At 73.4% G+C, this 25897-nt stretch carries 21 protein-coding genes and 1 pseudogene; 9 read left to right on the top strand and 13 right to left on the bottom strand.

Annotated features, from left to right (window positions below):
* The first annotated feature begins 18 nt into the window (after positions 1–18).
* Positions 19–1383 (top strand): dihydrolipoamide acetyltransferase family protein, encoded by a 1365-nt coding sequence (locus ACIBTV_RS23555; RefSeq protein WP_396708102.1) that lies wholly within the window; start codon positions 19–21, stop codon positions 1381–1383.
* A gap of 50 nt (positions 1384–1433) precedes the next feature.
* Here the strand turns inward: ACIBTV_RS23555 and ACIBTV_RS23550 are convergent, their stop codons facing one another.
* Positions 1434–3536 (bottom strand): PQQ-dependent sugar dehydrogenase, encoded by a 2103-nt coding sequence (locus tag ACIBTV_RS23550; protein WP_396708101.1) that lies wholly within the window; start codon positions 3534–3536, stop codon positions 1434–1436.
* A 21-nt stretch (positions 3537–3557) separates the two neighbouring features.
* Positions 3558–4541 carry a sugar phosphate isomerase/epimerase family protein gene (locus ACIBTV_RS23545; RefSeq protein ID WP_396708099.1) on the bottom strand — a complete coding sequence of 328 codons (984 nt, stop codon included), beginning with the start codon at positions 4539–4541 and terminating at the stop codon, positions 3558–3560.
* Positions 4542–5179: 638 nt separating this feature from the next.
* On the opposite strand from ACIBTV_RS23545, the gene ACIBTV_RS23540 reads away from it, so the two are divergent.
* Entirely contained in the window at positions 5180–6445 is a 1266-nt protein-coding gene (locus ACIBTV_RS23540) for an Ig-like domain-containing protein (RefSeq protein ID WP_396708097.1), read from the top strand.
* 82 nt (positions 6446–6527) lie between these two features.
* Here ACIBTV_RS23540 and ACIBTV_RS23535 read toward each other — a convergent pair whose 3' ends face one another.
* Positions 6528–7547 (bottom strand): SMP-30/gluconolactonase/LRE family protein, encoded by a 1020-nt coding sequence (locus ACIBTV_RS23535; protein ID WP_396708095.1) that lies wholly within the window; start codon positions 7545–7547, stop codon positions 6528–6530.
* A 243-nt stretch (positions 7548–7790) separates the two neighbouring features.
* Between ACIBTV_RS23535 and ACIBTV_RS23530 the strand changes: the two genes are divergently transcribed.
* Positions 7791–8156 carry an STAS domain-containing protein gene (locus tag ACIBTV_RS23530; protein ID WP_396708093.1) on the top strand — a complete coding sequence of 122 codons (366 nt, stop codon included), beginning with the start codon at positions 7791–7793 and terminating at the stop codon, positions 8154–8156.
* Between the two features lie 122 nt (positions 8157–8278).
* Here ACIBTV_RS23530 and ACIBTV_RS23525 read toward each other — a convergent pair whose 3' ends face one another.
* A complete protein-coding gene (locus ACIBTV_RS23525) occupies positions 8279–8671 on the bottom strand; it encodes an FKBP-type peptidyl-prolyl cis-trans isomerase (RefSeq protein WP_396708092.1) in 393 nt (130 codons plus the stop codon).
* Between the two features lie 248 nt (positions 8672–8919).
* On the opposite strand from ACIBTV_RS23525, the gene ACIBTV_RS23520 reads away from it, so the two are divergent.
* Complete coding sequence (locus tag ACIBTV_RS23520) at positions 8920–10584, top strand: serine/threonine-protein kinase (protein ID WP_396708090.1); 1665 nt, start codon at positions 8920–8922, stop codon at positions 10582–10584.
* Here the strand turns inward: ACIBTV_RS23520 and ACIBTV_RS23515 are convergent.
* The 3 genes from ACIBTV_RS23515 to ACIBTV_RS23505 all read right to left on the bottom strand — a co-directional run bounded on the left by ACIBTV_RS23515 (position 10577) and on the right by ACIBTV_RS23505 (position 13867).
* Positions 10577–12820, bottom strand: coding sequence for a hypothetical protein (locus ACIBTV_RS23515; protein ID WP_396708088.1), 2244 nt, complete (start codon positions 12818–12820; stop codon positions 10577–10579). The two genes, ACIBTV_RS23520 and ACIBTV_RS23515, sit on opposite strands and share 8 nt — an antisense overlap.
* On the bottom strand, positions 12817–13206 hold the full coding sequence (locus ACIBTV_RS23510; RefSeq protein WP_396708086.1) for a divalent metal cation transporter: 390 nt from the start codon (positions 13204–13206) through the stop codon (positions 12817–12819). Before ACIBTV_RS23510 ends, ACIBTV_RS23515 begins: the two co-directional genes overlap by 4 nt.
* Positions 13207–13369: 163 nt before the next feature.
* Entirely contained in the window at positions 13370–13867 is a 498-nt protein-coding gene (locus ACIBTV_RS23505; RefSeq protein ID WP_396708084.1) for an RrF2 family transcriptional regulator, read from the bottom strand.
* Positions 13868–13994: 127 nt separating this feature from the next.
* Here ACIBTV_RS23505 and ACIBTV_RS23500 point away from each other — a divergent pair, with 127 nt between their 5' ends.
* Positions 13995–14735, top strand: coding sequence for an SDR family oxidoreductase (locus ACIBTV_RS23500; protein WP_396708082.1), 741 nt, complete (start codon positions 13995–13997; stop codon positions 14733–14735).
* A gap of 1 nt (position 14736) precedes the next feature.
* Positions 14737–14952, top strand: a pseudogene (locus ACIBTV_RS23495) (hypothetical protein); the annotation flags it as partial.
* A gap of 30 nt (positions 14953–14982) precedes the next feature.
* Here the strand turns inward: ACIBTV_RS23495 and ACIBTV_RS23490 are convergent.
* Positions 14983–15309 (bottom strand): hypothetical protein, encoded by a 327-nt coding sequence (locus tag ACIBTV_RS23490; protein ID WP_396708080.1) that lies wholly within the window; start codon positions 15307–15309, stop codon positions 14983–14985.
* Positions 15310–15659: 350 nt separating this feature from the next.
* Between ACIBTV_RS23490 and ACIBTV_RS23485 the strand changes: the two genes are divergently transcribed.
* Positions 15660–15863 carry a DUF397 domain-containing protein gene (locus tag ACIBTV_RS23485; protein WP_396708078.1) on the top strand — a complete coding sequence of 68 codons (204 nt, stop codon included), beginning with the start codon at positions 15660–15662 and terminating at the stop codon, positions 15861–15863.
* Positions 15864–16011: 148 nt separating this feature from the next.
* Here ACIBTV_RS23485 and ACIBTV_RS23480 read toward each other — a convergent pair whose 3' ends face one another.
* The 3 genes from ACIBTV_RS23480 to ACIBTV_RS23470 all read right to left on the bottom strand — a co-directional run bounded on the left by ACIBTV_RS23480 (position 16012) and on the right by ACIBTV_RS23470 (position 18819).
* Complete coding sequence (locus ACIBTV_RS23480) at positions 16012–16830, bottom strand: SAM-dependent methyltransferase (RefSeq protein ID WP_396708076.1); 819 nt, start codon at positions 16828–16830, stop codon at positions 16012–16014.
* A 44-nt stretch (positions 16831–16874) separates the two neighbouring features.
* Positions 16875–17708 (bottom strand): helix-turn-helix domain-containing protein, encoded by an 834-nt coding sequence (locus ACIBTV_RS23475; RefSeq protein WP_396708074.1) that lies wholly within the window; start codon positions 17706–17708, stop codon positions 16875–16877.
* 274 nt (positions 17709–17982) lie between these two features.
* On the bottom strand, positions 17983–18819 hold the full coding sequence (locus ACIBTV_RS23470) for a GNAT family N-acetyltransferase (RefSeq protein WP_396708072.1): 837 nt from the start codon (positions 18817–18819) through the stop codon (positions 17983–17985).
* Between the two features lie 192 nt (positions 18820–19011).
* Between ACIBTV_RS23470 and ACIBTV_RS23465 the strand changes: the two genes are divergently transcribed.
* Both ACIBTV_RS23465 and ACIBTV_RS23460 read left to right on the top strand, forming a co-directional pair.
* Complete coding sequence (locus tag ACIBTV_RS23465) at positions 19012–22335, top strand: BTAD domain-containing putative transcriptional regulator (protein WP_396708070.1); 3324 nt, start codon at positions 19012–19014, stop codon at positions 22333–22335.
* Positions 22336–22491: 156 nt separating this feature from the next.
* Positions 22492–23160: a hemerythrin domain-containing protein gene (locus ACIBTV_RS23460; protein WP_396708068.1), complete on the top strand. Its 669-nt coding sequence runs from the start codon at positions 22492–22494 to the stop codon at positions 23158–23160.
* Between the two features lie 57 nt (positions 23161–23217).
* On the opposite strand, the gene ACIBTV_RS23455 is transcribed toward ACIBTV_RS23460, so the two are convergent.
* Positions 23218–24288 (bottom strand): hypothetical protein, encoded by a 1071-nt coding sequence (locus ACIBTV_RS23455; RefSeq protein WP_396708066.1) that lies wholly within the window; start codon positions 24286–24288, stop codon positions 23218–23220.
* A 184-nt stretch (positions 24289–24472) separates the two neighbouring features.
* Positions 24473–25816 (bottom strand): glycoside hydrolase family 18 protein, encoded by a 1344-nt coding sequence (locus tag ACIBTV_RS23450; RefSeq protein WP_396708064.1) that lies wholly within the window; start codon positions 25814–25816, stop codon positions 24473–24475.
* Positions 25817–25897 lie beyond the last annotated feature (81 nt).

Here is a 25897-nt window from a genome sequence, read left to right as displayed (position 1 = left end):
CCGGAGGGAGGTGTCGGCATGAGCGAACAAGTCTTTCTGCTGCCCGACCTCGGTGAGGGGCTCACCGAGGCGGAGATCGTCGAGTGGCGGGTCGCGGTCGGCGACGTGGTGACCGTGGACCAGACCGTGGTCGAGGTCGAGACGGCCAAGGCGGTCGTCGACGTGCCATGCCCGTACGCCGGACGGGTCGTGGCGCTGCACGGCGCGGCCGGCGAGGTGCGCCCGGTCGGCCAGCCGCTGATCACCGTCGCGGCGCTGGACGGCGATGCGGCCTCCGACGGCGGCGGCGCCCCGGAGCCCGCCGGGCACGCCACCTACCGCGAGGAGGAGCGCGCCGGGTCGGGCAACGTGCTGATCGGCTACGGCACCGGGCACGCTCCGGGACGGCGACGCCGCCGTCCCCGGCTCGCGGTGGTCCCCGAGCCGGTCGTCGCGTCCGCGCCGGTGGCCGTCGCCCCGGCGCGCGCGGGCACCCCCGAGTCGGTCGGCCGCAACGGTGCGGCCCCGCTGGTGATCTCGCCGATCGTCCGGCGGCTGGCCCGGGAACACGGCCTGGACCTGGCGACCCTCACCGGCAGCGGCCCCGGCGGCGTCGTCCGGCGGGCGGACGTGGAGGCGGCCGTGGCCACCGCCACCTCGGCCCCGCTGGCCGCCGTGCCGGCGCGGCCGGACGGGCCCGCCCCGACCGGGGAGGACCTGGTCGTGCCGCTGACCGGCATCCGCAAGGCGATCGCGGACAAGCTCTCCCGCAGCCGGCGCGAGATCCCCGAGGTCACCATCTGGGTCGACGTGGACGCCACCGGCCTGCTGGAGACCCGGGCCGTGATCAACGCCGCCCGACCGGAGCAGCCGGTCAGCATCCTGGCCCTGCTCGCCCGGATCTGCCTGTCCGGGCTGCGCCGCTACCCGCAGCTCAACGCGCGGGTGGACACCGAGGGCCAGCGGATCATCCAGTCCGCCGGCGTGCACCTGGGGATCGCCGCGCAGACCGACCGGGGCCTGGTCGTTCCGGTGCTGCGTGACGCGCAGCGGCTCACCACCGCCGACCTCGCCGCCGCCCTGGCCGAGACCACCGCGGCCGCGCGGTCCGGCACCCTGGCGCCGGCCCGGCTCACCGGGGGCACGTTCACGCTGAACAACTACGGCGTGTTCGGCGTCGACGGCTCCACCCCGATCATCAACCACCCGGAGGCGGCGCTGCTCGGGGTGGGCCGGATCGTGGACAAGCCGTGGGTGGTCGACGGGCAACTCGCGGTCCGCAAGGTGACCCAGCTCAGCCTCACCTTCGACCACCGGGTCTGCGACGGTGGGGTGGCCGGGGGCTTCCTGCGGCACGTCGCCGACTGCGTCGAGCAGCCGGCGTTGCTGATCGCCGCCGTCTGACCGCTGAGGCCCGGCGGCGGCCCGGAGAACCGGGCCGCCGCCGGGGGCGATCAGTTGGTGCCGCCGCCCGGCCGCAGCACCACCGTGGCGGTGGCGGTCTGCGGGGGTACGCCGGGCTCGGTCGGCGCGTCGGTGTACTCCGCCACGAACACCCCGGTCAGGTTGTCGGCGCCGCCGTGGCCGCCGTCGATGAACGTGGTGATCGTGCCGCTGCACCCGGACGCGGTCGACAGCGGGTGCCCGTGCTCGTCGTGGCCGAGGATGTAGGTCACCGTGACCCGCGAGCAGTCCACCGGCAGGTCGTCAACGACGTTCACCTGGAACGCGACCGTCTGCCCGAACTCGAACGGCTGGCCCTCCACCGGCGTGACGAACTCGATGGTCGGCGCCCGCGGCCCCACCAGCAGCGGCAGGGTCGCCGAGGCGGACCGCCCGGTGCTGTCGGTGACCTTCACCGTCGGGTTGTACGCGCCGTTCGCCTGATAGGTCCACGTCGGGTTCGGCGCGGTCGAGTCGACCGAGCCGTCGGCGTCGAAGTCCCAGGCGTAGCGCAGACGGTCACCGTCCGGGTCGACCGTGCCCTCGCTGGAGAACCGCACGGTCAGCGGGGCCTGCCCGGCGGTCGGCTCGGCGCTGATGGCCGGGATCGGCGTCCGGTTGCCCCGCACGAAGTCGATCCGGGACAGCTGGGCGTCCGGGTTCTCCGCGAAGTACCCGTCGCCGTACTCCAGCACGTACAGTGCGCCGTCCGGGCCGAACTCCAGGTCCATCGGGTTGTCGACCACCAGCGACGGCACCACGGGGCGGATGTCGCTCACCTCGCCACGCTTGTCGAGGCGGAACTCCTTGATGTAGTCGCGGGTCCACTCGTAGAACAGCGGCACCCCGTCGTAGTAGGCGGGCCACTTGGTCCGGGAGGTGTTGCGCCCGTCGTAGTCGTACGCCGGGCCGCCCATCGGGCCGATGCCGCCGGTGCCGAGCTGCGGGAACTCCCCGGACGCGGCGGACGGGTACCACACCTGCGGCGCCTCGACCGGCGGCAGGCGGCGCTGGCCGGTGTTGTGCGGCGAGTCGTTCACCGGCCGCTTGCAGTCGAAGTACGCGCCGGGCGTGCCGGTGGCGAAGTCGTAGTCGCGGTACGGCAGGTTCGGGGTGGCGCAGTACGGCCAGCCGTAGTTGGCCGGCTTGTCGATCAGCATCCACCGCCCGTGCCCGGCCGGGCCCCGGTCCGGGTTCGCCGACCCGGCGTCGGGGGAGTAGTCAGCCAGGTAGACGTCGTCGGTGCGCCGGTCGACGGCGAACCGGAACGCGTTGCGCAGGCCCATCGCGTAGATCTCGGGACGGGTCTTCGGCGTGCCCGGCTTGAACAGGTTGCCCGCCGGCACCGTGTAACCGCCGCCCGGCTTCACCTTGATCCGCAGCAGCTTGCCGCGCAGGTCGTTCGTGTTGCCGGAGGTGCGCTGGGCGTCGAACGCCGGGTTGCGGTCGGCCCGCTCGTCGATCGGCGTGTAGCCGTCGGAGAAGAACGGGTTGGTGTCGTCACCGGTCGACAGGTAGAGGTTGCCCTTGCTGTCGAACTCGATCTGACCGCCGACGTGGCAGCAGATGCCCCGGTCCACCGGGACGTCGATGATCCGCTGCTCGGTGGCCAGGTTGAGCTTCATGCCCTCCAGCTTGAACCGGGACAGCCGCAGGGCGCCCCGGAAGCGCTGCCAGTCCGCCTCGGTGCCGACCAGCGGCGCGTCACCCTCGTTGACGTCCGGCGTGGCCGGGTCGTCGACGGGGGTGTTCATGGGCGGCGAGTAGTAGAGGTAGACCCACTTGTTGCGGGAGAAGTCCGGGTCGATGGCGATCCCCTGCAGGCCCTCCTCGTCGTGCTCGTAGACGGGCACGTCGGCGGCGAGGGTGTTCAGCCCGGTACGCGGGTCGTGGATGCGTACCTCGCCGGTGCGGGCGGTGTGCAGCACCCGCAGGTCCGGCAGGACGGCGAGACTCATCGGCTCGCCGGGGTAGTCGTTGAGTGTCACCTTCTGGAAGCTGGAATCCGGCGGTGCGGCCGTCGGCGCGGGCGCCGCCGCGACCGGGGAGGTCGGTGCGGTGAGCCCGGCGGTGACCAACGCCAGGGCGGACAGGAGTGCGGTCCTCTTCTTCAAGGTGGTCCCCCGAGAGTCGTGTCAGTAGCGGAGCGACGCGAGGTAGTCGAAACCGACGCGGGCGGTGTCCAGGGCGTCGGCCGGTGAGCGCGGCGGAGTGCCGGCGTCGTCGCGCTCCACGATGTACTCCTCGATGCCGGCCTCCCGCTCGTGGGCGAAGATGCGGCCGAAGTCGATGAGCCCGTCGCCGAGGTCGGCGAAGCTGGCGTTGGTGTCCATGTCCTTGACGTGGACCTGACGGATCCGACCCCGGTGGGCGCGGATGATGTCGACCGGGTCCTGCGCGCCGCGCCAGGTCCAGAACAGGTCGAGCTCGAAGTGGACCAGCCGGGGATCGGTCTCGCCGGTGAGGATGTCGAAACCGGTCTGCCCGTTGGTCAGCGGCACGAATTCGAGCTGGTGGTTGTGGTAGCCGAACTCCAGTCCGGCCCGTTCCGCCAGCCGGCCGGCCCGGTTGAGGTCGCGGGCGAGGGCCCGGTAGACCTGCGGGTCACGGATCGGTTGCCCGGCCGAGTCGAGCCCGAACCAGGGGTGCACGATCTTGCGGCAGCCCACGGTGTTGGCGTCGGCGAGGGCCTGCTCCCAGGTGGCGGCGTCGAAGGGCTGCGGGATTCCGGTGTGACCCGACGTCGCACGCAGGCCGGCCTGGTCGAGGGCGGCGCGGAACTCGGCCGCCGTCCGGCCGACGAAGCCGGCGTGCTCGACCCGCCGGTAACCGAAGCGCCGCAGTGCGGCGAGGGTGCCGGGCAGGTCGGCGGCGAGCTGGTCGCGAAGGGTGTAGAGCTGGATGCTGATCCGGTCGATCGGCACCCGCCGACGGCCGCCGGCGGGCCCCCCGCCGCCGTGGCTCTCGCCGCCGTGGCCTCCGCCGGGGGCGGCGGAGGCGGCCTCGGCGCCGAACAGGCCAGCGGCCCCGACGGCGGCGGCCGAGACGGTCGCGGCGCGGAGCAACCCGCGCCGGCTGACCGGCTCGGCTGGCTCCGGCCGCCCTGTGCTCTGCTCCATGGTGGTGTTCCCTCCCTGCCGGACGTGGCGATCCGGCGGTTCCGGGTCGTCCGCTGTCGAGCCGGGGCGCGCCGGACCGGCCGAAGACGGGCTCCGGCGGGACGGTCGTGGTCGGCGTGCGGATGCGGCACGGGCCCAGGGGTGGGACGCGGCGCGAAGGCGGGCAGCGGATCGACCGATGGGCAACTTTCTATCTGGATCGTCAACTTACCCTTGGTGCCGGTCGAAGGCAAAGGTTCGCCGCACCCAGCAGAACTTTCGCTGCCCCAGACAAAAGTCGGCCCCATCCGGCCCCACCCCGCCCGCCTGCTCCGCGCCGCCCCCGCCCCGCCCCGCCCCGGCCCGATGATCAAGAGCTCTGCGTCACCCGCGGGCGGGTCGGCCGGACGGGGCCAAAGGGCTCGGGGTGGCCCGGCCGGGGGTGGACCGGACGAGGGTGCCGTGTCGGGGCGTCCGACCGCCGGTAGCGGCGATCCGGGCCCAGGACGGTCGGGCGCTCACCATTGCCGGCTATTCGGCGCAGCCCGGGAAAATGGTGACCACAAATGCTGCGGCCTTTATTCGGGAATTGACCGACCCACCGTGCCGGAACTGGAGAGAATCTGTCGGAGGGAAAGCGGAAAAACGGGGGGCGCATCATGAAGTTGGGACGGCGTCTGACGCTGTTGGGGGTGACCGTCGTGGCCGCTCCGCTGATCCTGGTCGGTTGCACCGCCGATCGGGGCCACGAGGGCAAGAACGGCGCGGGGAAGGCCGCCCCGCCGGAGTTGACCGTCACACCCGGTGACCAGGCGAAGGACGTGCCGATCAGCGCCGAGGTGGGCACGAAGGTCGCCGGCGGGCGGGTAACCGGCGTCCGGATCGTGGACGACAAGGGCAAGGAGGTCAAGGCGGAGCCGCGCGAGGACGGATCGTCCTGGGTGCCGATCAGTCCGCTGCAGCCGAAGCGGACGTACACGGCCGAGGTCACCGCGACCGGCGATTCGGGCAGGACCACCACGCGCAAGACGACCTTCACCACCCTGCCGAAATCCACCAAACCGGCAGTCACCAGCACACTGTATTTCGCCGGTAATCGGACGTACGGCACGGCCATGCCGGTAACGGTGGCGTTCGACCCGCCCATTCCGAAAGAGGCCAGGGCGGATGTGCAGCGTCGGTTGTTCGTGAAGACGAATCCGGCACAGCCGGGGGTCTGGTCCTGGGTGGCCGACGGGAGTCAGGTCTATTACCGCGCGCCCGATTTCTGGAAACCGGGCACCACGATCAGCGTCCGGGCGGGCCTGACCGGGCTGCCCATCGGCAAGGAACTCGTCGGCGACCAGGACCGCACCGCCACCTCGAAGATCGGCCGGCAGGTGTCGCTGGAGATCGACAACGCGACCAAGCAGATGTCGGTGCTGCGCGACGGCAAGCTGGTCCGCAAGATCCCGGTCAGTCTCGGCAAGCCGAGCACGCCGACCTCCAGCGGCAAGATGGTGATCATGGAGAAGTTCCAGTTCACCACCTTCGACACCACGGGTTCGGCCGACCCGTACGTGGTGGACGTCGAGGACGCGCAGCGACTCACCTGGGGCGGCGAGTTCATCCACGGCGCGCCGTGGTCGGAGGGGGATCAGGGCAGCACCAACGTCTCGCACGGCTGTACCAACGTCTCCGCGTCCGCGGCGGACTGGCTCATGAACATCACGCAGGTCGGTGACCTCGTCACGGTCAAGGGCACGGAGGTGCCGCTGACCGAGGGCAACGGCTGGACGGCCTGGAACGTCGACTGGGACCAGTACGTCAAGGGCAGCGCCCTGCCGGTGCCGGCCGGGCTCGGCCCGGCGCCGACCCACCCGAACCACCCGGGCGCGGTCGCCGGCGGCTCGCCGGCCCCGCAGCCCTCGGTCAGCGGCGGCTGACCCCGATCGGGGAACCACACCGGGCCGGTCCGCGTCACGCGGGCCGGCCCGGACCGTCGTACGGCCGGCGGAGAGTGGACGCTCAGGTCAGCGGGGTGCGCGCCACACCGGGACCGACCAGGCTGCCGAGCCAGAGGTCGTCGCCGTGCTGGCGTACCCCGGTGATCATCCAGTAGTCGCCGCGCGGGCCGTGCAGGGTGCGGCGGACCGTGCCGGCGTCGTCGACCAGCGCGACCAGCCCGTAGCGGCGGGGCTGCGGCTGCCACGCGTCGGGCAGCAGCGCGGCGATCTGCCGCAGCCGCGGGTGGGGCAACAACCGCTCCGCGACCGGTACGCGTGGGCTCGGCAGCGCGATCCAGTACGTGCCGTCGCCCACCGCGGAGAGGTTGTCCGGGTATGCGGGCAGGTCGGCCAGGACCCGCACCTCACCGCCGGGCAGCGCGACCCGCAGCAGGCGGTGCGTGGTCGTCTCCACCAGCATCAACGCGGACTCGTCCGGGGTCAGGGCGATCCCGTTCGGGAAGTAGAGCCCGTCCGTGACGACCTCGGCGCGTCGGCGGCCCGGCCGGTACGCGAGCACCCGTCCGTTCGGCCGGTGCTCCAGCAGGTCCCGCTTCCAGTGCGACACCGGGAACCGGTCCGACGAGTCGGTGAAGAAGATCGTGCCGTCCCGGGCGACGGCCGCGTTGTTCGCCAGGTGCACCGGCGGCGCGGTGCCGGTCAGTTCGCGGACGACGCCGTCGGGTGTGACCCGCAGCAGCCCCCGGTACGCGTCGCAGACGACGAGACCGCCGCCGGACGGGTCGACCTCGATACCGAGCGGTCGACCGCCGGTCTCGGCCAGCAGCCGGGGACGGGTGCCCGGGGGCGCGTCGGCGGGCCACCACCAGAGCCGTCCGTCCTCGTCCCCGCTGACCACCCGGCCGGACGGGTCGACGACAACGTCCTCAGGACCGACCGCGCCGTCGGGCAGCGGAAGCAGGTCGACGTGGTCCAGCCGCCGGTCGGTGGGCGCCCACGGGCCGACCAGCGGGGGCGGCACGGTGGCCGGTTCGCGCACCGGTCGGATCAGGCGGGGCGGTCGGGGACGGGGAACGACCATCCGCACATTCTCGCCCGCCGATGCCCGTGGTCGACCCTCGGCGCGCCGGCCGCCGTCGGCGCCGTCCGGGTCGGTGGCGCGGAACCGGGCGGCGTGCCCGGCAGGGTCGGTGTGGCCCGGCGCACCCACCCCGACCTGCGCCCCGAGGGAGACTCGGGGTGTCTCGGGGTACGCCCCTGGACGTACCCGGAATCACTCCCGCGAGCGGTGAAAGTGTCGGTGGTGGCGGCTAGATTCGGGGTCATGGAGAAGCGGGGCGACAAGTTCCACGTGCAGGTCAGCATGGATGAGCACGGCGTCGATGTGCGCCCGTTCGGCGAGATCGACTGCGCGACCGTGGGCGCGTTCCGCTCGGCCCTGTGGGCCGTGCCCTCCCGCCCGGTGCTGCGGCTGCACCTCTCCGGCGTGCAGCTGCTCGCCGCCGCCGGGGTGCGCGCGCTGGTCGCCGCGCACCTGCGGATCCGCGCCCAGGGTGGCGAGATGCTTCTGGTCGACCCCGACCCGATGGTCACCGAGGTCCTGCGGGTCTCCGGCCTGCACCGTTTCGTCCCCGTCGTCACGTCGGCCGCGCTGCCGCAGCCCGCGCAGCCGATGGTGCTGGCCGCCTGACCGGCCGCGCCGCCGGGTCCGGGCCGTCGGGTGCCGGGCGCGCGCGGCGGGGGGCCGTCGGGAACGGGACCGCCGACCACCGGTCGACGGCCCCGTGCCGGGTCAGACGGCTCCGTGCCGGGTCAGCGGACCCCGAGCAGGTCCACCACGAAGATCAGGGTCTCGCCCGGTCGGATGACGCCGGCCGCGCCGCGCTCGCCGTAGCCGAGGTGCGGCGGGATGACCAGGCGGCGCCGACCGCCGACCCGCATGCCGACGACACCCCGGTCCCACCCGGCGATGACCTGCCCGCCGCCCAGCGGGAACTCGAAGGGCTCGTTCCGGTTCCAGGAGGAGTCGAACTCCCGCCCGGTGGAGTGCCCGACGCCCACGTAGTGCACCGTGGCGAGCTGCCCCGGCTGGGCCTCCGGGCCCTCGCCGACGGTGAGGTCCTCGATCACGAGGTCGACGGGCGGCTCGCCCTCGATGGGGGTGACCTCCGGCTTGCCCGAACGGGCACCTGCTGCCTGGTTCATCCGGAAAACTCCTGCCGTGCTGGGTGATGTGTCCGGTCAGCACCGATACTGCCGGATCGTGGGCCGCCGATACCCGGCAGGCCCGGGAAATCCGCCCGCCGCGTCGTCCGGCTGCCGGGAACCGGCCACTCGGTGGTGGTTCCGCGCTCGGCGCGCCACTACTGTCTGGTGTCAACCGGCCACCCACCGCCGATCACCGTCCTCAGTGGCCGGAGTCGATCCCGTGAGCGCGCGATGGGGAGGGCTACGTGGTCGCTGGGAATGGGCCGATCATCGAGGGATACTCCGACCCGCGGCTTGCCGGCCGGGGCGGTTTCAGCACCGTCTACCGCGCCCGGCAGGACCGCCTCGGGCGGGACGTCGCGATCAAGGTCCTGCACGTCGACCTGTCCCACCCGCAGGCCCGTGACCAGTTCCTCAGCGAGTGCGCGGCGGCCGGGCGGATGGCGAACCACCCCAACATCGTGACGGTCTACGACTCGGGCGTGACGGCGGCCGGCGAGCCGTACCTGGTCATGGAGTACTGCGAGCAGGGCAGTCTCGCCGACTGGCTGCGCCGCGACACGCTCGACGCCGCCCGGGCACTGTCCATCCTGGTCAAGCTCTGCGGCGCCCTCGCCACCGCGCACCGGGCGGGCATTCTGCACCGCGACATCAAACCCGAGAACGTGCTCTTCACCGACTACGGCGAGCCGGCGCTGGCCGACTTCGGCATCGCCGCCCTGACCAGCGGCGCGCACCGGTCCTTCACGGTCGCCGCCCTCACTCCGCACCACGCCGCCCCCGAGGTCCTCGACGGGGGAGCGCCCTCCGAGTCCTCCGACGTGTACTCGCTGGCCAGCACCGCCTTCCAGCTCCTCGCCGGCCGGCCGCCGTTCCAGCGCGGCCGTGACGAAGGGCTGCTGTCGTACTTCGGCCGGGTGGTGCGCGACCCCGCCCCGCCCCTGGCCCGGCCCGGTGATCCGGACGGGCTCACGGAGGTCATCGCCCGAGGGCTGGCGAAGACCCCCGCCGAGCGGTACGCCACGGCCGAGGCGTTCGGCCAGGACCTGCGGAGGCTGCAGCGGACGGCCGGTGTCGCCGAGACGCCCATGATCGTGGGGGCGACCGCCGTCGACGTGGCCCCGACGGGGCTGTCGCCCGGACTGCCGGCCGCCGTCAACGGGTTCGGCGCGCCGCTCGTGCACGAGGACGACAGCGTCACGGTGGACCTGCCGCAGAGCCGACCGTCGCCGCCACCCACCCGGTCGGCGCAGCCGGCTCGGGCGCCCAGGGGCCGCCCCGCGCCGGTGCTCGCCGGCCTCGCCGTCCTGCTGATGCTCTGCGGGGTGGGCGGGTTCGTCGGCTACCGGCAGCTCTCCGGCGACGGCCCGGCCACCCGGCAGGTCGCCGACGGCCGACCGGCCGCGACCCCCTCCGACGCCGTCAGCCCCGCCGCCGAGCCGACGGCCGCAGACGCCGCGACGCTCGCCGCGACGCCGGACGCGCCGTCGGGGACCGCCGAGGCGCCCGCCGGCTCCGCGCCGGCCCCGGCGCAGGGAGGGTCGACGCGGAAACCGCCGCCACCCGGCGGCGGGCCCGCAGCCGGCAGCCGCGACCCGCAGCCGTACGTGGAGTACCTGCGGGTCGTCAAGCAGCCCAACTGTCCCAGCGGGGTGGGCGTGCCCAACCCGTTCCCGGGAAACCCGGCGGTCATCGAGTGGAAGGTCGCCGGTGGGGCGACCGGTTCCGTCCTGTCCGTCGACGGCGCCGGCCAGTACGGCGAGTACGGGGTGACCGGCACCGAGACGCTCAGCTTCCCGTGCGGTGACTGGAGGGCGGGGGAGCGGGCCGCCCACCGCTACACCGTCACCACCCGGGGCGGCGGTCCGCCCACGTCGAAGAGCATCACGGTCACCGCCCGCGTCAACTGACCGGCGGCGCGGGCGGCCCCGTCACTTCCGGGTCCGTCGAGCCGGCCAGGCGCGCGAGCAGGTCCCGCTCGGCCTCGACGAACCGTGGGTCGGACTCGCACGGCCGGTGTCCCTGGATCGGCGGGGGCACGCTGTCGCCCGGCGGTGCCACCACGTCGACGGGGTCGCGCAGACGACGATCCACCCACAGTTCGGGGCGGTCGGTGTCGCCCGGCTCCGGCGGGTGACCGGTGAACACCCAGCCGCCGACCGGGTCGGTGTCGCGCCACAGGTTCACCCACCGCCAGCCGACCCGGTCACCGATGTCGCGCAGCACCTCGTCGTCGACGTACGCGGGGAAGAGCCGCGCGTAGAGCCGGCGCAGCGGTGACCCGTGGGTGAGCAGGGCGACCCGCCCGCTGACGTGGGGCGGCAACTGGAGCACCGTCGCGGCGACGAGGACCGACCCGTGGCTGTGCCCGGTGAGCAGTACCGCGTTGCCGGCCCCGACCAGGTACGTGACGCGCCGGGTCAGCTCCGGCACGGCCCGTTCCGCGTAGCAGGGCGGCGCGAACGGGTGGGCGGCCCGGGGCCAGAACGTGCCCAGGTCCCACAGGATGCCGACGTGCCGCCGGAACTCCATCGTGCGGTGGGCGAAGACACCGCCGAGGAGCAGGCCGACGATGATCCCCGCGATCACCCAACTGCCGCACGCGATGGCGAACGTGATGACGCCGGCGGGCACCCGCGCGAACCGCTCCACGATGTCGCCGGGCATGAGGTCGAGCATGCCGAGCGTGGTGGTCGCCGTGGTCGCTCCGGCGAGGAGGGCGAAGACCGCGCCCAGCGGGATCACCTTCTCGGTGAACCGGGCGCGGGCCACGGCCCTGCGGACCTGACGCAGCCGGGGCTCCGCTCCCCGTGGCGGGTCCGGATGGTCGCGTCCGACGATCGCCGCCGCCGCCCGGTACCGGGCGCGGCGGGAGGCCAGGACGACCAGAGCCGCCACGACCAGCGTGATCAGCAGCGTGCGGAAGAAGCCGAAGATCGTCCAGGTGTACGCCCGCGGTGGTCCGGTGGCGATGCCCTCCCCGGTCGGCACGTCGCGGTCGAGGAAGTCCGCCGTCCGGTAGACCAGTTCGGCGGAGAACGCCCCCGCCACGGTGATCGCCGCGGCCGCCACGGCGAGCGCGCCCATCCCGAGGAACGGTGGCGGGCCCGGGCGCCTGTCCCGGCGTCGGAGCAACGCGACTCCCAGGGCGGCCAGCAGGGCCGTCTGCGTGACGAACAGCCCGGTGAGGATCGCGTCGTAGCCGGGCAGGCCGCCCGCCTGCGGCCAGTCCGACGGGCTGGCGAGGACGTGGACCGTCACCACGACGGTCAGGACGACCGCGGTTGTCCGCAGCGCACGGGTGAGCCGGTCGAGCCGCCGGTGGGTGGCGGCCCGGTCGATGAGCGGGGGTGTACAGAGCAGCAGCGCGCACGCGGCCAGGAGCGCACCGGTGACGACGAGCAGCGCCACCGTGTCGGCCGAGCGCCCGGCGGAGAGCCGGGCCGCGAGCAGGGTGAGGTCGAGGGTGGCGAACGCCGCCGCGACGTGGAGGGAGCGCAGCCGGCCCACGAGCGGCTCGGCGTCCCATTGGCCGACCGCGGCGAGCCGGCTGCCGGAGACCTCCGCCTCCGGGGGCCGGAACGCTTCGAACACCCGGCCCGGCCGGCTGCTGACCCACCAGATCCCCCCGATCGCGGCGGCGGGGATCAGGGCGAGCACTCCCAGCCGGATCCCGACCGGCGGCCCGTCGAGCCAGGACAGCCAGCTGCGTCCGGCCAGGCAGTGCGGTGTCGTCGGGCAGCTCCACGCGACCAGGTCCAGCGCGACTCCGGCGACGGCGAGCACGTACAGCGCGGTGAGGGTGAGCGCGAGCAGCCGGCACAGGGACCGGACGGTCGCGGCGGAGCCGGGATTCGCGGGAAGCATCCAGATCGCGACGTTGACCAGCATGAACGGTAGGAGGAACACCAGCGACAGGGTCCGGGCCACGGTACCGGAGGGCAGGTCGCCCCAGCGGTACGCCTCCAGCGTCACCCGCCCGTCCGCGTCCCCACCGCCGGGCCGGTCGCGGCGGCGGTAGAACCCGCCGCTGCGGTCGCCCGCGACCTGGTCGACCGGCGGCAGGCCCAGCATCTCGGGGGTGCCCCCGATGGAGGCCCCGTGCACCCGTAGCTCCACCAGGTCAGAGGGCGGGCGCGCGGTCATCCACCGATCATCTGCCAGAGCAGGAAAGCGTTCAGCAAGATGACGAGAGCGGCGGCGAGGATCGCGGCGGCGGTGGTCAGCGGATGGTTGACGAGGTTGCCCATCAGGTCCCGGTGGCGGGTGAACGCGACCACCGGGATGAGCGCGAACGGGATGCCGAAGCTGAGGACGACCTGGGAGAGCACCAGCGCGCGGGTCGGGTCCAGGCCGATCGCGAGGATGGCCAGGGCGGGTTCGTGGCGAAGTTGCCGGGGTCGACGTACGCGACGGCGGCCACGAACGCGGGCCCGAGCAGGATCAGCCGCCCCCGTACCCGGCCCCGGGCGCGGGCGATCTGTAGTGGTGACGCGGTGGGCGCGGTCAGATCCTTGGTGACCACTCAACACCTCCCGGCAGCGGCATGGAGAACGTGTCGTTCTCCTTGCCGGGCCGGGTGGCCCTCGGGTGCCAGGCTGCGGCCCGGCGGGGCCACGCGACCGGGTGCCGGTCCCGGCCCGCGTACCGCCGAGCGGCTCGCGGTGGCCGGGCCGCTCCCGTGAGGTCTGCGGCTCAGGCGGTCGCGGCGGCGTCGTCCGGTCCGCCGAGCCAGGCGCGGATGCCGGCCAGCGCGGTCGGCCCGTAGTCCTCGTCGACGTCGTGGGCGAGGTCGGCGATGGTGATCTCCCGGAGGGCGGCGCGCCAGGCGGCGTCGGCTCCGGCCATCGCCCGGGCGACGGGGCACGGCCGGGTGCACGCCTCCGCCGGACTGGCCAGGGGGCCGCGCTGGCGGATCTCGGTGCACACGAACGTGGGCTGGGCGCCGTCGACGGCGACGACGACGTCGAGCACGGTGATCTGCTCGGGGGACCTGGTCAGCACGTAGCCGCCCGCCTTGCCCTGGACGGACGTCACCAGGCCGGCCCGGGAGAGCGCCTGCAACTGCTTCGCGAGGTAGCTGCCGGAGACGTCGTGCAGCTCCGCGAGCCGGGCGGCCGGCACGGGCTCCGTCGCCGTGGTCAACACCACGCAGCAGTGCAGCGCCCACTCGACTCCACCGGACAGCTTCACACGACCCCCCTCTTGACTCGGACAGAGACTATCCGACTAATGTCTCGGACAGAACTTGTCCGAGTTTGAGGCGACGTCCTCGACGGAAGCAGCCGTGCCCTCCGGCGCGGCGTGGAAAGGTGAAGCCATGAAGGTCACAGTCATCGGGGGTACCGGACTGATCGGCTCGCAGGTGGTCCGGAAGTTGACCGAAGCCGGGCACGAGGCGGTGCCCGCGGCGCCGTCGACCGGCGTCGACCTGATCTCGGGTGCGGGTCTGGACGAGGCGCTGGCCGGCGCGGAGGTCGTCGTCAACGTGGCGAACTCGCCGACCTTCGACGAGGCGTCGCTGGACTTCTTCCGCACCACCATGACCAACCTGCTGGCGGCGGGGGAGCGGGCCGGCGTCGGCCACCAGGTGGTCCTCTCGATCGTCGGCGTCGACCAGGTGCCGCAGCTCGACTACTACCGGGCGAAGACGCTCCAGGAGGAGCTGCTCCGGCAGGGCCCGACCCCGTACTCGATCGTGCGGGCCACGCAGTTCTTCGAGTTCGTCGACGCGATCATGTCCTGGACGTCCGACGACAGCGCGGTTCGCCTGCCGGACACCCCCGTACAGCCGATGGCCGCCGCGGACGTCGTCGACGCGGTCGTCGACGTCGCCACCGGCGCCCCGCTGAACGGCATCCGCAACGTCGCCGGGCCGGAGGCGTTCGCCCTCGCCGAGCTGGGCCGGATCACCCTGGCCGCGCAGCACGACGACCGCCCGGTGATCGTCGACGACGGCGCCGGCATGTTCGCGGTCGTCACCGGCGACGTGCTCGTCGCGGGCCCGGACACGCACCTGGCGCCCACCCGGTACCAGGACTGGCTCCGGTCCGCCCGCTGACAACGTCTCCCGCGTCGCCAGCCTCGGCTATCTCGGCATGCTCGCGGGCCCCGCCGCCATCGGCGGGCTCACCCACGTCATGCCGATCCACCTGACCTTCCTGCTTCCGCTGGCGCTCTGCGTGATCGCCGCGGTCGCCGCCCCACTGGCGGGTACGTCGCGTCGGTCGCGTACCGCCGCGCCGTGGGCCGCCGACGAGCTCACCAGGGCCGGTTGACGGCTCGCCGCCGCCGGGCGGAGGGGATCGTCAGCGGGAGAATTCGCGGGGCCGGACGGCGGTGCGGGTGGCGAGGGCCGGCGCGGGCCGGTCCGGATCGGCCACCGTCGCCTTGTCCAGGTAGGGGTCGTCGTCGTGCCGGGGGCGGAGGCTGCGGGGGACGACGGTGTCCACCCCGGTGCCGATGGTCTCCGCCGGCCGGTACCGGACGGTGGCCGCGGAGGCGTTCGAGCAGAGGACGATGCCGGGTCGCCACGAGCCGTCGCGGCGGACCCACACCCGGGCCCCCTCGCAGAGGACGTCGGGTGGCGTGGCGCCGGTCGGGGTGGCCTGGCTCTGGCTTGACGGCGCGGACATCGTCACCCTCCGTTCCGATGGGGTCGGGTCTCCCCATCTGTTGAAGCTGGGCATGGACGAGCATGGCAGCGCGATTGGGCCCGTGCAAGATTTCACGACGACAAGATGTCGCGGCGACGTCGTGCGTTGGGGCGATTCTCGGTTACCCTACGTGGGCGTAACCGGCGTGCGGGAGGACACGTCCGGAGTGTAGGGAGTGGACTGTGGCCTCTGAACTGCTAAGAACGACCACTCTCACTGCCTGTCCTCCCGGTCGTCAGTTACACATGGTGACTGAGTCGTCCGTGGCTGTGTGGGGCGAAATTCGATCGGAGATCGGCCCGCGTACGCCGTCCACAGAGGAGCAAGTGGTGCCTGACAACAAGGGGTGGATCATGTCCAGCAGGTCGACGGGCAACGGGGGCAGTTGCGTCGAGGCCCGCCGACACGAGGACCTGATCGAGGTGCGCAACAGCAAGAGCCCCGCGGCAGGCGTGGTGCGGTTCACCGCCGAGGAGTGGGACTCGTTCCTCTACGGCGCGAAGCGGGGAGAGTTCGACCAACTGCTCAAGTAGGACCCGCCCGCCGCCGCACCGGACCGCACCCGGCCCGGACGGCGGAGGACGCAGCGGAGCCCGCCGGCGCACGACGCCGGCGGGCTCTCTCGTACCGGACGGCCGCCGGTGGCTCACCGGCGGCCGTCGGCGATCGGACCGCTGTCGCCTACGGCACGCGTCCGACCGCGGCCAGGCCGGAGCTCTGCTTCGGGTCGGCCGTGAAGTACTGCGGGTCGTCCGGGGCGGGCCGCCACTGCGGCAGCCACACCAGACCCGGCTCGACCAGGTCGAGGCCGGCGAAGAACCGCTCCAGCTGTGACCGGCTCCGCAGCCCGAGCGGCGTCGCGGTCCGCTGCCGGTAGATCTCGTGGGCGACGTCGAGGTCGTCCTGCGGACGCTCGCCCTCGTCGGCCGTGGCGTGCGACATCACGAGGTAGCTGCCGGGCGCCAGCGCCGCGCGCAGTCGGCCCACCGCGTCGTACGCCACCTCGTCGTCGGGGACGAAGTGCAGGACCGCCGCGAGGATCAGGGCGACCGGCCGGTCGAAGTCGATCAGGGCGCGGACCTGCGGGTGCGACAGGATCGACTGCGGGTCGCGGAGGTCGCCGCGGATCGCGTCGGCGTGCGCGTTGCCGTCGAGCAGCTCCAGGCTCTCGGCCACCGCCACCGGGTCGAGGTCCACGTAGACCACCCGGGCGTCGGGCGCGACCTGCTGGACGATCTCGTGGACATTGCCCTCGGTGGGGATGCCCGAGCCGATGTCCAGGAACTGCCGCACCCCGGACTCGGCCAGGTGGCGGACGGCGCGACGAAGGAACGCCCGGTTTGTCTGCGCCAGCTTCGGGCCCAGCGGAAGGACCTGCATCATCTTCTCGGCGGCCTCCCGGTCGGCCGGGAAGTTGTAGGTGCCGCCGAGATAGTAGTCGTAGATCCTGGCCGCGGTCGCCGGCTTCGCTTCGCCGCCGCCGTTGGTCGTACCAGCCATGAAGTTCCTTCCGTGTGGGTCGTGCGGGCGCACCGAGCCGGCTCTCAGGTGCCGGCCGTCCAGGGGTGGTGCAGGGGGACGGACGCGTCGTAGGTCAGCTGGAAGATCCGCCGGTACTCGTCGATCTCGTGCGGTTCCTCCAGGTAGACCGCACCGACGTGCGATTCGAGGTAGACCGTGTCCGGGTCGTCCGGGTCGTCGAAGTCCAGGATGCGGAAGGCGCCGGCCATCGCGGCGTGCGCGCCGACCGAGAACGGCAGCACCCTGATCTCGGCGGCGCCGCTGTCGGCGATGTCGTGCAGATGCTCCAACTGCGCCTCCAGCGCGGCCTTGCCGCCGACCGGTCGCACCAGCGCGTTCTCGCCGAGAACGAACACCAGCCGGGGGGCCGGCGTCCGCGTGAACAGCGCCTTCTGCCGCTGCATCCGCAACGTCACGTGCCGCCGCGCGGTCTCGTCGTCGGCCGCCCGCTCGGCCGCGAACACCCCCAGCGCGTACGACTCGATCTGCAGCTCGCCCGGGATGATCTCCCCGTAGTAGGTCTGGATCTGCGAGGCGCTGGCCTCCAGGCCGACGTAGAGCTTGAACCAGTCGGGGAGCACCGGGTTGGTGTCCCACCACTCTTCCTGCGAGGTGCCCAACGCCAGCTCGGCCAAGCCGTCCGTGACGCTCTGGTCGACGCCGTAGAGCCAGCACAGCGCCCGAACGTTCGCCGGCGTCACCGGGACCTTGCCGGTCTCGATCCGGTGCAGCGTCGGCTCGGAGATGCCCAGTCGCGCCTCGGCCACCTCACGCCGGGTCTTGCCGTTCGCCACCCGCAGCCGCGTCAGCCGCCGCCCGAGGGTCCGGCGCACCACGCGCTGGCCTGTGATCGGCATACCCCACCCCCACCCAATACGCCGTCCACTTGAGACGTCGGACACCATACCGTCGATGCGATCTCTCGGGTACACCCCGTAGCGCGCCGATCCGACGCCCCCCACCAGCGGTGGTCGGGAAGAGACCGCTCGGCGGTAACGCCCGCGAGCCGTCCGGCGGCGACCGCCGCGGTCGCGCGCCCGTGGGGTGCGTCAGACCGGGTGCCCGCGCGGTCGCCGACGACCCCGCGACCCACCCGGTCCGCGTCACCCCGGCCGGTGTCCGGCGCGGTCGTCACGCCGGGGCGGCCCCGGGTCGCCAGATCCAGTCGGTCCGGTCGTACTGGCGGGTGAGCCCGGCGCGCGCCATGTTGTTCAGGGACGGGTTGGCGCCCTCCACGTCGGGCCGGGCGACCTCAGTGACCAGCCAGCGGGCTCCGGCCGCGGCGGCGAACTCGGCCCGGGCGGCGATCAGCGCGGCCTGCACGCCGCGCCGGCGGTGGCTCGCGCGGGTCGCGGCGGAATTGAGGTGGGCGGCGTCCCCGTGCACGATCACGGCGCCGACGGCGATCATCTCGTCGCCGTCCCATCCGGCGTACGCCTGGAAGCCGTCGGCCCGCGCGGCCGCGGCCAGAATTGCCGCGAGGTGCTCGTTCGGGGCGTCGAAGAACTCCCAGGTCCGGGTCGCCCACTCGTCGACCTGACGGTCGTCGACCGGGCCGACGCGGAGGTCGGTGGTGGCCGGCTTGACGTCGTCGACCTCGCCCACGAGCCGGACGATCGTGCTGCCCGGGGTCAGGCCGTGTCGGGCGCTGATGTCGGCCCAGTCGGCGGGGAGACGGTCCGGGGCGATCTGGATGTGGGCCAGCGGGCTTCCGTTGCGCCGATAGACGTCGATGACCTCGGTGATCAACGCGTCGGTGACCGGCTCGGTGAGACCGAGCCCGACGGCCTTGTTGAAGAAGCCGCCCAGCGGGTCGTTGCTCATCGACAGCACGGTTCCGCCGCCCACCCGGTCGACCGTGGCTCCGAGCGCCCGGCGGGCGGACTCGGGGCCGGCCAGGCCGAGCTGGTACATCACCTCGGCTTCGAGGAGTTCGGCGAGCCGGGTGGTGTCGGTTGCTGGTGCCACGGGTGCCTCCGAGGTAGCGGGTGTTCTCCGTCAATTGCAGGACGTCGTGGAAGCCGCAGTGGTTCGGGGACGCGGCGGTGACCGTCAGCACACGGCCCGCCGCACGCAGCGGCTTCGCGCTGCCGTGACCTGCCCGACTTCCGACTGACGGCCGCTCCGTAGAGTGATCACCAGGGCTACGATGAGCGGGTCATGTTGCTGCGGGTGCTCGGCCCCTTCGAGGCCGAGAGCGACGGAGGCGATGCGGTCGTCCTCGGCGGCCCGCGCCAGCGCGCCGTGCTCGCGATGCTCCTCCTGGCCCGCGGCGAGGTCGTCTCCGTGGACCGGCTGGTCGAGCAGCTCTGGCAGGGCGAGGCGCCACCACGGGCCCTCGCGTCCCTCCAGGCGTACGTGTCGAACCTGCGCCGCCTCCTGGAGCCGGACCGGGAACCCCGGGCGCCCGCCCGACTGCTGGTCACCGCGCCACCCGGTTACGCCGTCCGGCTGCCCGACGGCGCGGTCGACGCCTGGCGGTTCGAGACGCTGCTCGCCGAGGCCCGCGCGGCGCGGGCCGACGACCCCGAGCGCGCCCGGCACCTCCTGGACACCGCGCTGGGCCTGTGGCGCGGGCCCGCGTACGCCGAGTTCGCCGAGCAGCCGTGGGCCCAGCCGGAGGTGAACCGGCTGGAGGAGCTGCGGTTCGTGGCCCGGGAACTGCTGCTCGACGTGCGCCTGGGCGTGGGGGACGCCGCCGGGGCGGTCGCCGAGGCCGAAGCCATGACGAGGCAGTTTCCGCTGCGCGAGGAGAGTTGGCGGCTGCTGGCGCTGGCGCTCTGGCGCACCGGCCGGCAGGGCGACGCCCTCGCGGCGCTGCGCCGGGCCCGCACCGTCCTGGTCGAGGAGCTGGGCCTCGATCCCGGTCCGGCGCTGGTCGCGCTGGAGGCCGCGATCCTGCATCAACGGCACGACGTGCTGCTGCCGGCGCCCCCGCCACCGGGAGCGCGGGTCGCCGCCCGGCCGTCGGCCCCCAGCCCCGGCCCGCCGGCGCCGGTCGAACCCGACGAGGTGTTCGTGGGGCGGGACGCCGAGCTGGCGCTCCTGCGGCGCACCGCCGCCTCGGCCGCGGTCGACGGACCGCGGGTCGCGGTGGTCTCCGGTGAGGCCGGCGCCGGCAAGACAAGCCTGCTCGCCCACCTGCGCCGGGAACTCGTCTCGGCGGGCTGGACGGCCCTGGCCGGCCGCTGCCCCGAGGTCGAGGGCGCCCCACCGGCCTGGGCGTGGGTCGAGGTGCTGCGGCAACTCGCCGCAACGGCGCCACCCGGGGATCTCGCGCCGGCGCTGGCCCCGCTGCTGGACGACACGGGCCGGGACCCCGCCGGGGACGTCACCGCCGGCCGGTTCCGGCTGCACCGCGCCGTCGCCGCCTGGCTGTGTGCCGCCGCGGCCGAGCGTCCGCTCGCCGTCCTCCTCGACGACCTGCACGCCGCCGACAGCGAGACGCTGCTGCTGCTGACCACCGCCGTCGAACTGACCGACGCCGCCGTCCTGTTCGTGGTGGCGCTGCGGCCCGGCGACAACCGGGAACGGCTCGCCGCGACCATGGCGGCCCTGGCCCGCCGGTCACCCGAGCGGCTGCACCTGGGCGGCCTGACCGAGCCCGACGTCGAACGGCTGGTCGACAGCGTCGCCCGCACCCGCGTGGACCCCGACACCGTCGCCGCCCTCACCGTGCGCACCGGCGGCAACCCGTTCTACCTGCGGGAGTCGGCCCGGCTGCTCGCCGCCGAAGGCGCGCTGGTCGCCACGTCCGAGGTGCCCGAGGGCGTACGCGACGTCCTGCGCCGACGTCTGTCCCGGCTGCCGGAGAACGCGGTCACGCTGCTGCGCCTCGCCGCCGTCGCCGGGCGGGAGGCGGACGTGGCGATCCTCGTGGCGGCGGCCGACGGCGACGAGGGCGCCGTCCTCGACGCTCTCGACGTGGGGATCGTCGCCGGGCTGCTCACCGAGCCGGCGCCGGGGCGGGTGCGGTTCCCGCACGACCTGGTCCGCGACACGATCTACACCGATCTCTCCCACCTGCGCCGGGCGCGCCTGCACGCCCGGGTGGCCGACGCGACCCGCGCGCTGCGCCCCGACGACCACTCCGCCCTGGCCCACCACTACGCCCGCGCGGCCTCGCCGGACACCGCCCGGCTCGCCGTCGACTACGCGGTCCGCGCCGCGGAGCTGGCCGAGCGGCGGTATGCCCACGACGTCGCCGCCGACCTGCTCACCCACGCCCTGGCGACCGCCGACACGGTCGCCGGGGATCGGGCCGCGCTGCGGATCGACCTGCTGGGCCGGCTTCTGCGCGCCCAGGCCCGCGCCGGCGCCCTGGCCGCGGCCCGGGACACCCGTGACCGGGCGGTCGACCACGCCGTGGAGGTGGGTCGCGACGAGCTGCTCATCGCGGCGTTCACGGCCTGGACCGTGCCCACCCCGTGGGCGATCCGCGCGTACGGCGTGGTGGACCACCGGATCGTGGACCTGCTGACGCGGCTGCTGCGTCGGCGCGACCTGACCCCGGTGGACCGGTGCCGGCTGCTGGAGGCGCTCAGCGGTGAACTGGACGGCGAGGCGGACCCCCGGGGCTTCGAGGCCGGCCGGGAGGCGTTGGCGATCTCGCGGGAGCTGGCCGACCCCGAGCTACGCGCGCTCGGACTCGCCGCCCGACTGCGGACGATGCGGCACGACCGGGAGGCGGCGCATCGCCGCGAGCTGGCCCGGGAATTGGGTGAGCTCGCCTACGAGCACGGACTGCCGACCTACGACTGGCTGGCCGAGCAGGTGCTCTGCCAGACGTCCGCCGCGCTCAACGAGCCGCGCGCGGTACGCGCCAGCGTCGCCCGACAGGAGACGCTGGCCGCGGCGTACCAGCTCAACGACGCGCTGGTGATCGCGCTCGGCGCTCGGGGCGCGCTGGCGCACGTCTGTGGTGACTTCGGGACGGCCCAGCGGCGCTACGACGAGTCCGCCGACCTCCTGCGGCGACAGGGGTCCCTGCACGCGGATGCCTTCCACTACTTCGCCACCGCGAGCCTGCTGATCAGTCAGGGCCGACTGGCCGAGCACCTGGAACCGACGCGGCGCGCGCGGACGGTGTTCGGCCCGATCATCGATGACCTGCTGGCGCTCGCCCTGATCGAGAACGGTCGCGTCGAGGAGGCGCGGACGATACCCGTCGGCACGTACCCGCACCGGCCGGACTACTTCCAGTCGGCCCTTCTCACGGTGCGGGCGATGACCCTCGTGGCGCTGGACCGTGTCGACCTGACCCAGCCGGTGGTCGACGCCCTGCTCCCGGTCCGCGAACAGCTCGCCGGCTTCTCCAGCAGCACCATCGCGATGCGGCCGGTCGCCCTTACCCTCGGCGAGCTGTTCCGCCTGCGGGGCGACACCGACGAGGCGGCACGGCACTTCGCGCTCGCCGTGGACGTGGCCCGGCGGTGGGGCTCGCCGCACTGGCTGGCCGAGGCGCGGGCCGCGCTCGCCCGCTGACGGGCGACCGGGGCCGGCGCCAAGTGCGCTTCAAGTCGGCCACTAGTGGCCCCGGGCACGCTGGGAATCGCGTGCCAGGCGCACCCCGTGCGCGGGTGGCGCGCGATGTGTCCGAGTCCTCGAAAGGTCACCGTGAACCGGAACCACAACGAACCCATGGCCGATGTCCGCGACATGTACATGGCGCATGCGGCCATGCGCCGGGAGTTCGGGTTGCTCCCGCAGCTCGTCCGGGACGTCGCGCCGGGCGACACCCGGCGCGCGGAGGTGGTCGGCGCGCACGCCGACCTCATGTGCCTCATCCTGCACACCCACCACGAGGGTGAGGACCTGCTGCTGTGGCCGCGGCTGCGGGAGCGGGGCGGCGCGGAGGCCGAAGCGATCGTCCCCACGATGGAGGCGCAGCACCACGCGATCGAGGCGGCGCACGCCCAGGTCGTCGCCCTGCTGCCCGCGTTCCGGGCCACGGCCCGCGGTGGCGAGGCCCTCGCGGAGGCCCTGGACGCCCTCCGCGCCGCGCTGATCGAGCACATGGACCTGGAGGAGCGGGAGATCCTGCCGCTGGCCGAGAAGCACGTCACCGCCGCCGAGTGGAAGGGGCTGGGGGAGCACGGTATGCGCCACGCCCCGAAGAAGATCCTGCCCCTGGTCTTCGGTATCGCCATGTACGAGGGGGACCCGGAGGTCGTCAAGGCGGTGCTCGCCGAGGCCCCCGGACCCGCCCGGCTGATCATGCCGATCCTCGCGCCCCGCCTCTACGCCTCGCACGCCAGGCGCGTTCACGGCACCGCGACACCGCCTCGCGGGACCGCGCTGACCCGCTGAGCGGCGGTGACGGCGTGGCCGGCCCCGACGGGGCCGGCCACGCCGGGTCGGCGGCGGTCAGTCCACCACCGGGGGTGCGGTCCGGGCCGCCTCCTTCAGCGCGGCGGATGCGGCGGCGTACGGGTTGTGGGTGTAGGTGCGGGCCAGGCCCGCCGGAACCGTGAAGTACTCGACGGCGAGCTTCGCCGGGTCGCTGGCCAACTCGCCGCGGGCCGGCAGGTCGTTGCCGTCGTCCCAGCCCCACGGGGCGTTGGCCGAGTTGGTCGAGCAGCTCCAGGTGCCCGAGCCGCAGTCGCCGGAGGTGTCACCCGCGAACGTGCCCAGCCCGGCGAACAGGCTCGTGTTCGCCCGCTGCGCCCAGAGCCCGTCGGCGGCGAAGATGTCGATCAGCGAGTACCGGACGTCCCGGTCGTTGCCGCTGCTCGGGGTCTCGGCGACCGTCGACGGGTAGTAGACGATCCCGTCGCCGTTGATCGTGTACTGCGGGTACGCCTTCAGGCCGTGCCCCTGTGCCTCCTGAGCGGTCACCGGGTGGGTGAACGAATCGTGCGGCGACGACTGGAACTGCAGGGTGCCGTCGACGGTCTCCCGGCCGCTCGTCCATGTGCTACCCGCCGGCGTGTACGAGTAGAAGTCGCTGTGCGCGACCGTCACGGCCCCGCGCAGGACACCGTAGGTCGAGCCGTCGCGCTCGACGGCCAGCAGGACTCCTTCGCCGTCGTTCTCGTGCTCGGTCTCGAAGAAGGGGTGGTCGGTCCAGTCCCGGGGGTGGAAGAAGAGGTACGTGATGTACCAGTGGGTGCTGGTCTCCACGACGGAGTAGTAGGCGTGCGCGGCGAGGGAGGTGCCGGCCTGGCCGGTCCGATCCCAGTTGTTGCGCCCGTTCAGGTCGCCGTCGAAGTCGACCTTGGCGATGTAGTCCGACTGGCCGCCCAGCGAGTGGGCTCCGGTCGCGTCGACGTCCTGGTAGTGGATGGGAGCCCAGCGGAGGGCGAGGTCGGCCCGGCTGACGGCGGCCGTCGCCGCCGTCGGCGCCACGAGCTGTGCTGCCGCCAACGTCACCGCGGCACCCGCCGCGGTGAGCGCCCTCGCGATCCGGGACCGACGGATGCTGCTTCTGTCGCGCATGTCGTGCTCCTGCGTCCGATGTGACAGATCACAATGGATGCTCACGGCTCCGGACGCCCGGCACGTGTCCACCCGGCGACGTGGAGATTGATGCTCTTCGACGGTGTGGAACGGGCGTCCGGCCCAGCGGCCCGTCGCCCGCCCGTGGAGGGGACGGGCGGGGACGGGCCGGTGGCCGCGATGGCTACCAGGTGGTGAGCCCGAGGCTCATCGTCTTCGTCAGCGTGGCGTTGTCGTCGTCGCCGTCCAGTGACCAGGCCATCGCCCCGGCCAGGCCGGCCCGCCGGATGTAGAGCATCTTCTGGAGCACGACGGCCGGGTCGTCGTACGTCCAGAAGGTCGTGCCGTCGAAGAGCCAGGCGTGCCCGGCGCGCAGGTCACGGTGGACGGTGTAGCCGGCGGCGGGCAGGGTCTTGAGCTTCTTGTAGTCCTCGTACCCGGCCGCGTGCGTGGCCGGAGCGGGCCCGGCGACCGGGCGGAACAGGCCGTTGCCGCCACCGGTGACACCGGTCCAGCCCTGCCCGTAGTAGGGGATGCCGAGGACGAGCTTGTCGCGCGGCGCGCCCCGGTCCAGCCAACCGTCGATCGCCACCTCGACGGAGAAGTCGGGGGAGTCGGGGGCACCCGCCGGCACCCGCAGCGCCGACTGCTGGTTGGTCCGCGTGTCCCAGCTGCCGTGGAAGTCGTAGCCCTGCACGGTGGCGAAGTCCAGGTACTTGAAGATCTTGCGGCCCTCGAACCCGGCGTCCATGGCGGCCGGGTTGGCCGGCAGGAACGCGGTCAGCGGGTGGTGCTCGCGGGTCGTGCGCCCGTACGCGTCGAGCTGCTTGCGGAACTCCGCGAGCAGCTTGGTGAAGTTCTCCCGGTCCTCGGTGCGGACGACGTTGCCCGGCTCGCCCGGCCAGTTCGGCCACTCCCAGTCCAGGTCGATGCCGTCGAAGACGCCGGCTCCGGAGCCGGGGCCGCCGCTGCCGCCGTCGAGGTTCGGGAGATTGCCCTTGAGATAGAGGTCGATGCAGGAGGCGACGAACGCCTTGCGGGAGGCGTCCGTGCGGGCCGCGTTGGAGAAGTACGTCGACCAGCTCCAGCCGCCCAGCGAGATCATCACCTTCAGGCCGGGGTGCTCGGCCTTGAGCTTCGCCAGTTGGCCGAAGTTGCCGTTCAGCGGTTCGCCCCACGCGTCGGCGACGCCGTCGACGCTCTCCTCCGCCGGCACCGGTCGCTGGTAGTCGGCCCAGGCGTCCCCCTCGCCGGGCCCGCCGTCCACGTAGCAGCGGCCGTCCTCGCTGACGTTGCCGAAGGCGTAGTTGATGTGGGTGAGGCGGCTCGCCGCCCCGGAGGTGTCCAGCTTCTTGACCGGGAAGGCCCGGCCGTAGATGCCCCACTGGGTGAAGTAGCCGACCCGGTGGTAGCCGGCGCGGCGCTCCGACCTGTCGTGCGCGCTGGCGGCGGCCGGCGGGGCCGCAGTGACCAGCAGGGTTGTCAGGGCCACGAGGGCGGTGAGACGGCGGTGGCGGAATGGTCGCATCGGCACTCCCACGGCGGAGGGGGCGGATTAGTTAAGAGACCTTTCTGATCGATGAAGTTAAGCCGCTCACATTCCACGGTC

It is taken from the genome of Micromonospora sp. NPDC049366 (assembly GCF_044466625.1).
GTDB lineage: Bacteria > Actinomycetota > Actinomycetes > Mycobacteriales > Micromonosporaceae > Micromonospora.
The sequence above is the reverse complement of the archived record's forward strand: the minus strand, read 5'-3'. Positions and strand labels throughout refer to the sequence as shown.

Bases quoted from the DNA above. Each gene is read 5' to 3' on its own strand.
- ACIBTV_RS23555 (WP_396708102.1), top strand. From the start codon at position 19: ATGAGCGAACAAGTCTTTCTGCTGCCCGACCTCGGTGAGGGGCTCACC.
- ACIBTV_RS23545 (WP_396708099.1), bottom strand. From the start codon at position 4,541: ATGGAGCAGAGCACAGGGCGGCCGGAGCCAGCCGAGCCGGTCAGCCGG.
- ACIBTV_RS23540 (WP_396708097.1), top strand. From the start codon at position 5,180: ATGAAGTTGGGACGGCGTCTGACGCTGTTGGGGGTGACCGTCGTGGCC.
- ACIBTV_RS23535 (WP_396708095.1), bottom strand. From the start codon at position 7,547: ATGGTCGTTCCCCGTCCCCGACCGCCCCGCCTGATCCGACCGGTGCGC.
- ACIBTV_RS23530 (WP_396708093.1), top strand. From the start codon at position 7,791: ATGGAGAAGCGGGGCGACAAGTTCCACGTGCAGGTCAGCATGGATGAG.
- ACIBTV_RS23525 (WP_396708092.1), bottom strand. From the start codon at position 8,671: ATGAACCAGGCAGCAGGTGCCCGTTCGGGCAAGCCGGAGGTCACCCCC.
- ACIBTV_RS23515 (WP_396708088.1), bottom strand. From the start codon at position 12,820: ATGACCGCGCGCCCGCCCTCTGACCTGGTGGAGCTACGGGTGCACGGG.
- ACIBTV_RS23500 (WP_396708082.1), top strand. From the start codon at position 13,995: ATGAAGGTCACAGTCATCGGGGGTACCGGACTGATCGGCTCGCAGGTG.
- ACIBTV_RS23490 (WP_396708080.1), bottom strand. From the start codon at position 15,309: ATGTCCGCGCCGTCAAGCCAGAGCCAGGCCACCCCGACCGGCGCCACG.
- ACIBTV_RS23480 (WP_396708076.1), bottom strand. From the start codon at position 16,830: ATGGCTGGTACGACCAACGGCGGCGGCGAAGCGAAGCCGGCGACCGCG.
- ACIBTV_RS23475 (WP_396708074.1), bottom strand. From the start codon at position 17,708: ATGCCGATCACAGGCCAGCGCGTGGTGCGCCGGACCCTCGGGCGGCGG.
- ACIBTV_RS23465 (WP_396708070.1), top strand. From the start codon at position 19,012: ATGTTGCTGCGGGTGCTCGGCCCCTTCGAGGCCGAGAGCGACGGAGGC.
- ACIBTV_RS23460 (WP_396708068.1), top strand. From the start codon at position 22,492: ATGGCCGATGTCCGCGACATGTACATGGCGCATGCGGCCATGCGCCGG.
- ACIBTV_RS23455 (WP_396708066.1), bottom strand. From the start codon at position 24,288: ATGCGCGACAGAAGCAGCATCCGTCGGTCCCGGATCGCGAGGGCGCTC.
- ACIBTV_RS23450 (WP_396708064.1), bottom strand. From the start codon at position 25,816: ATGCGACCATTCCGCCACCGCCGTCTCACCGCCCTCGTGGCCCTGACA.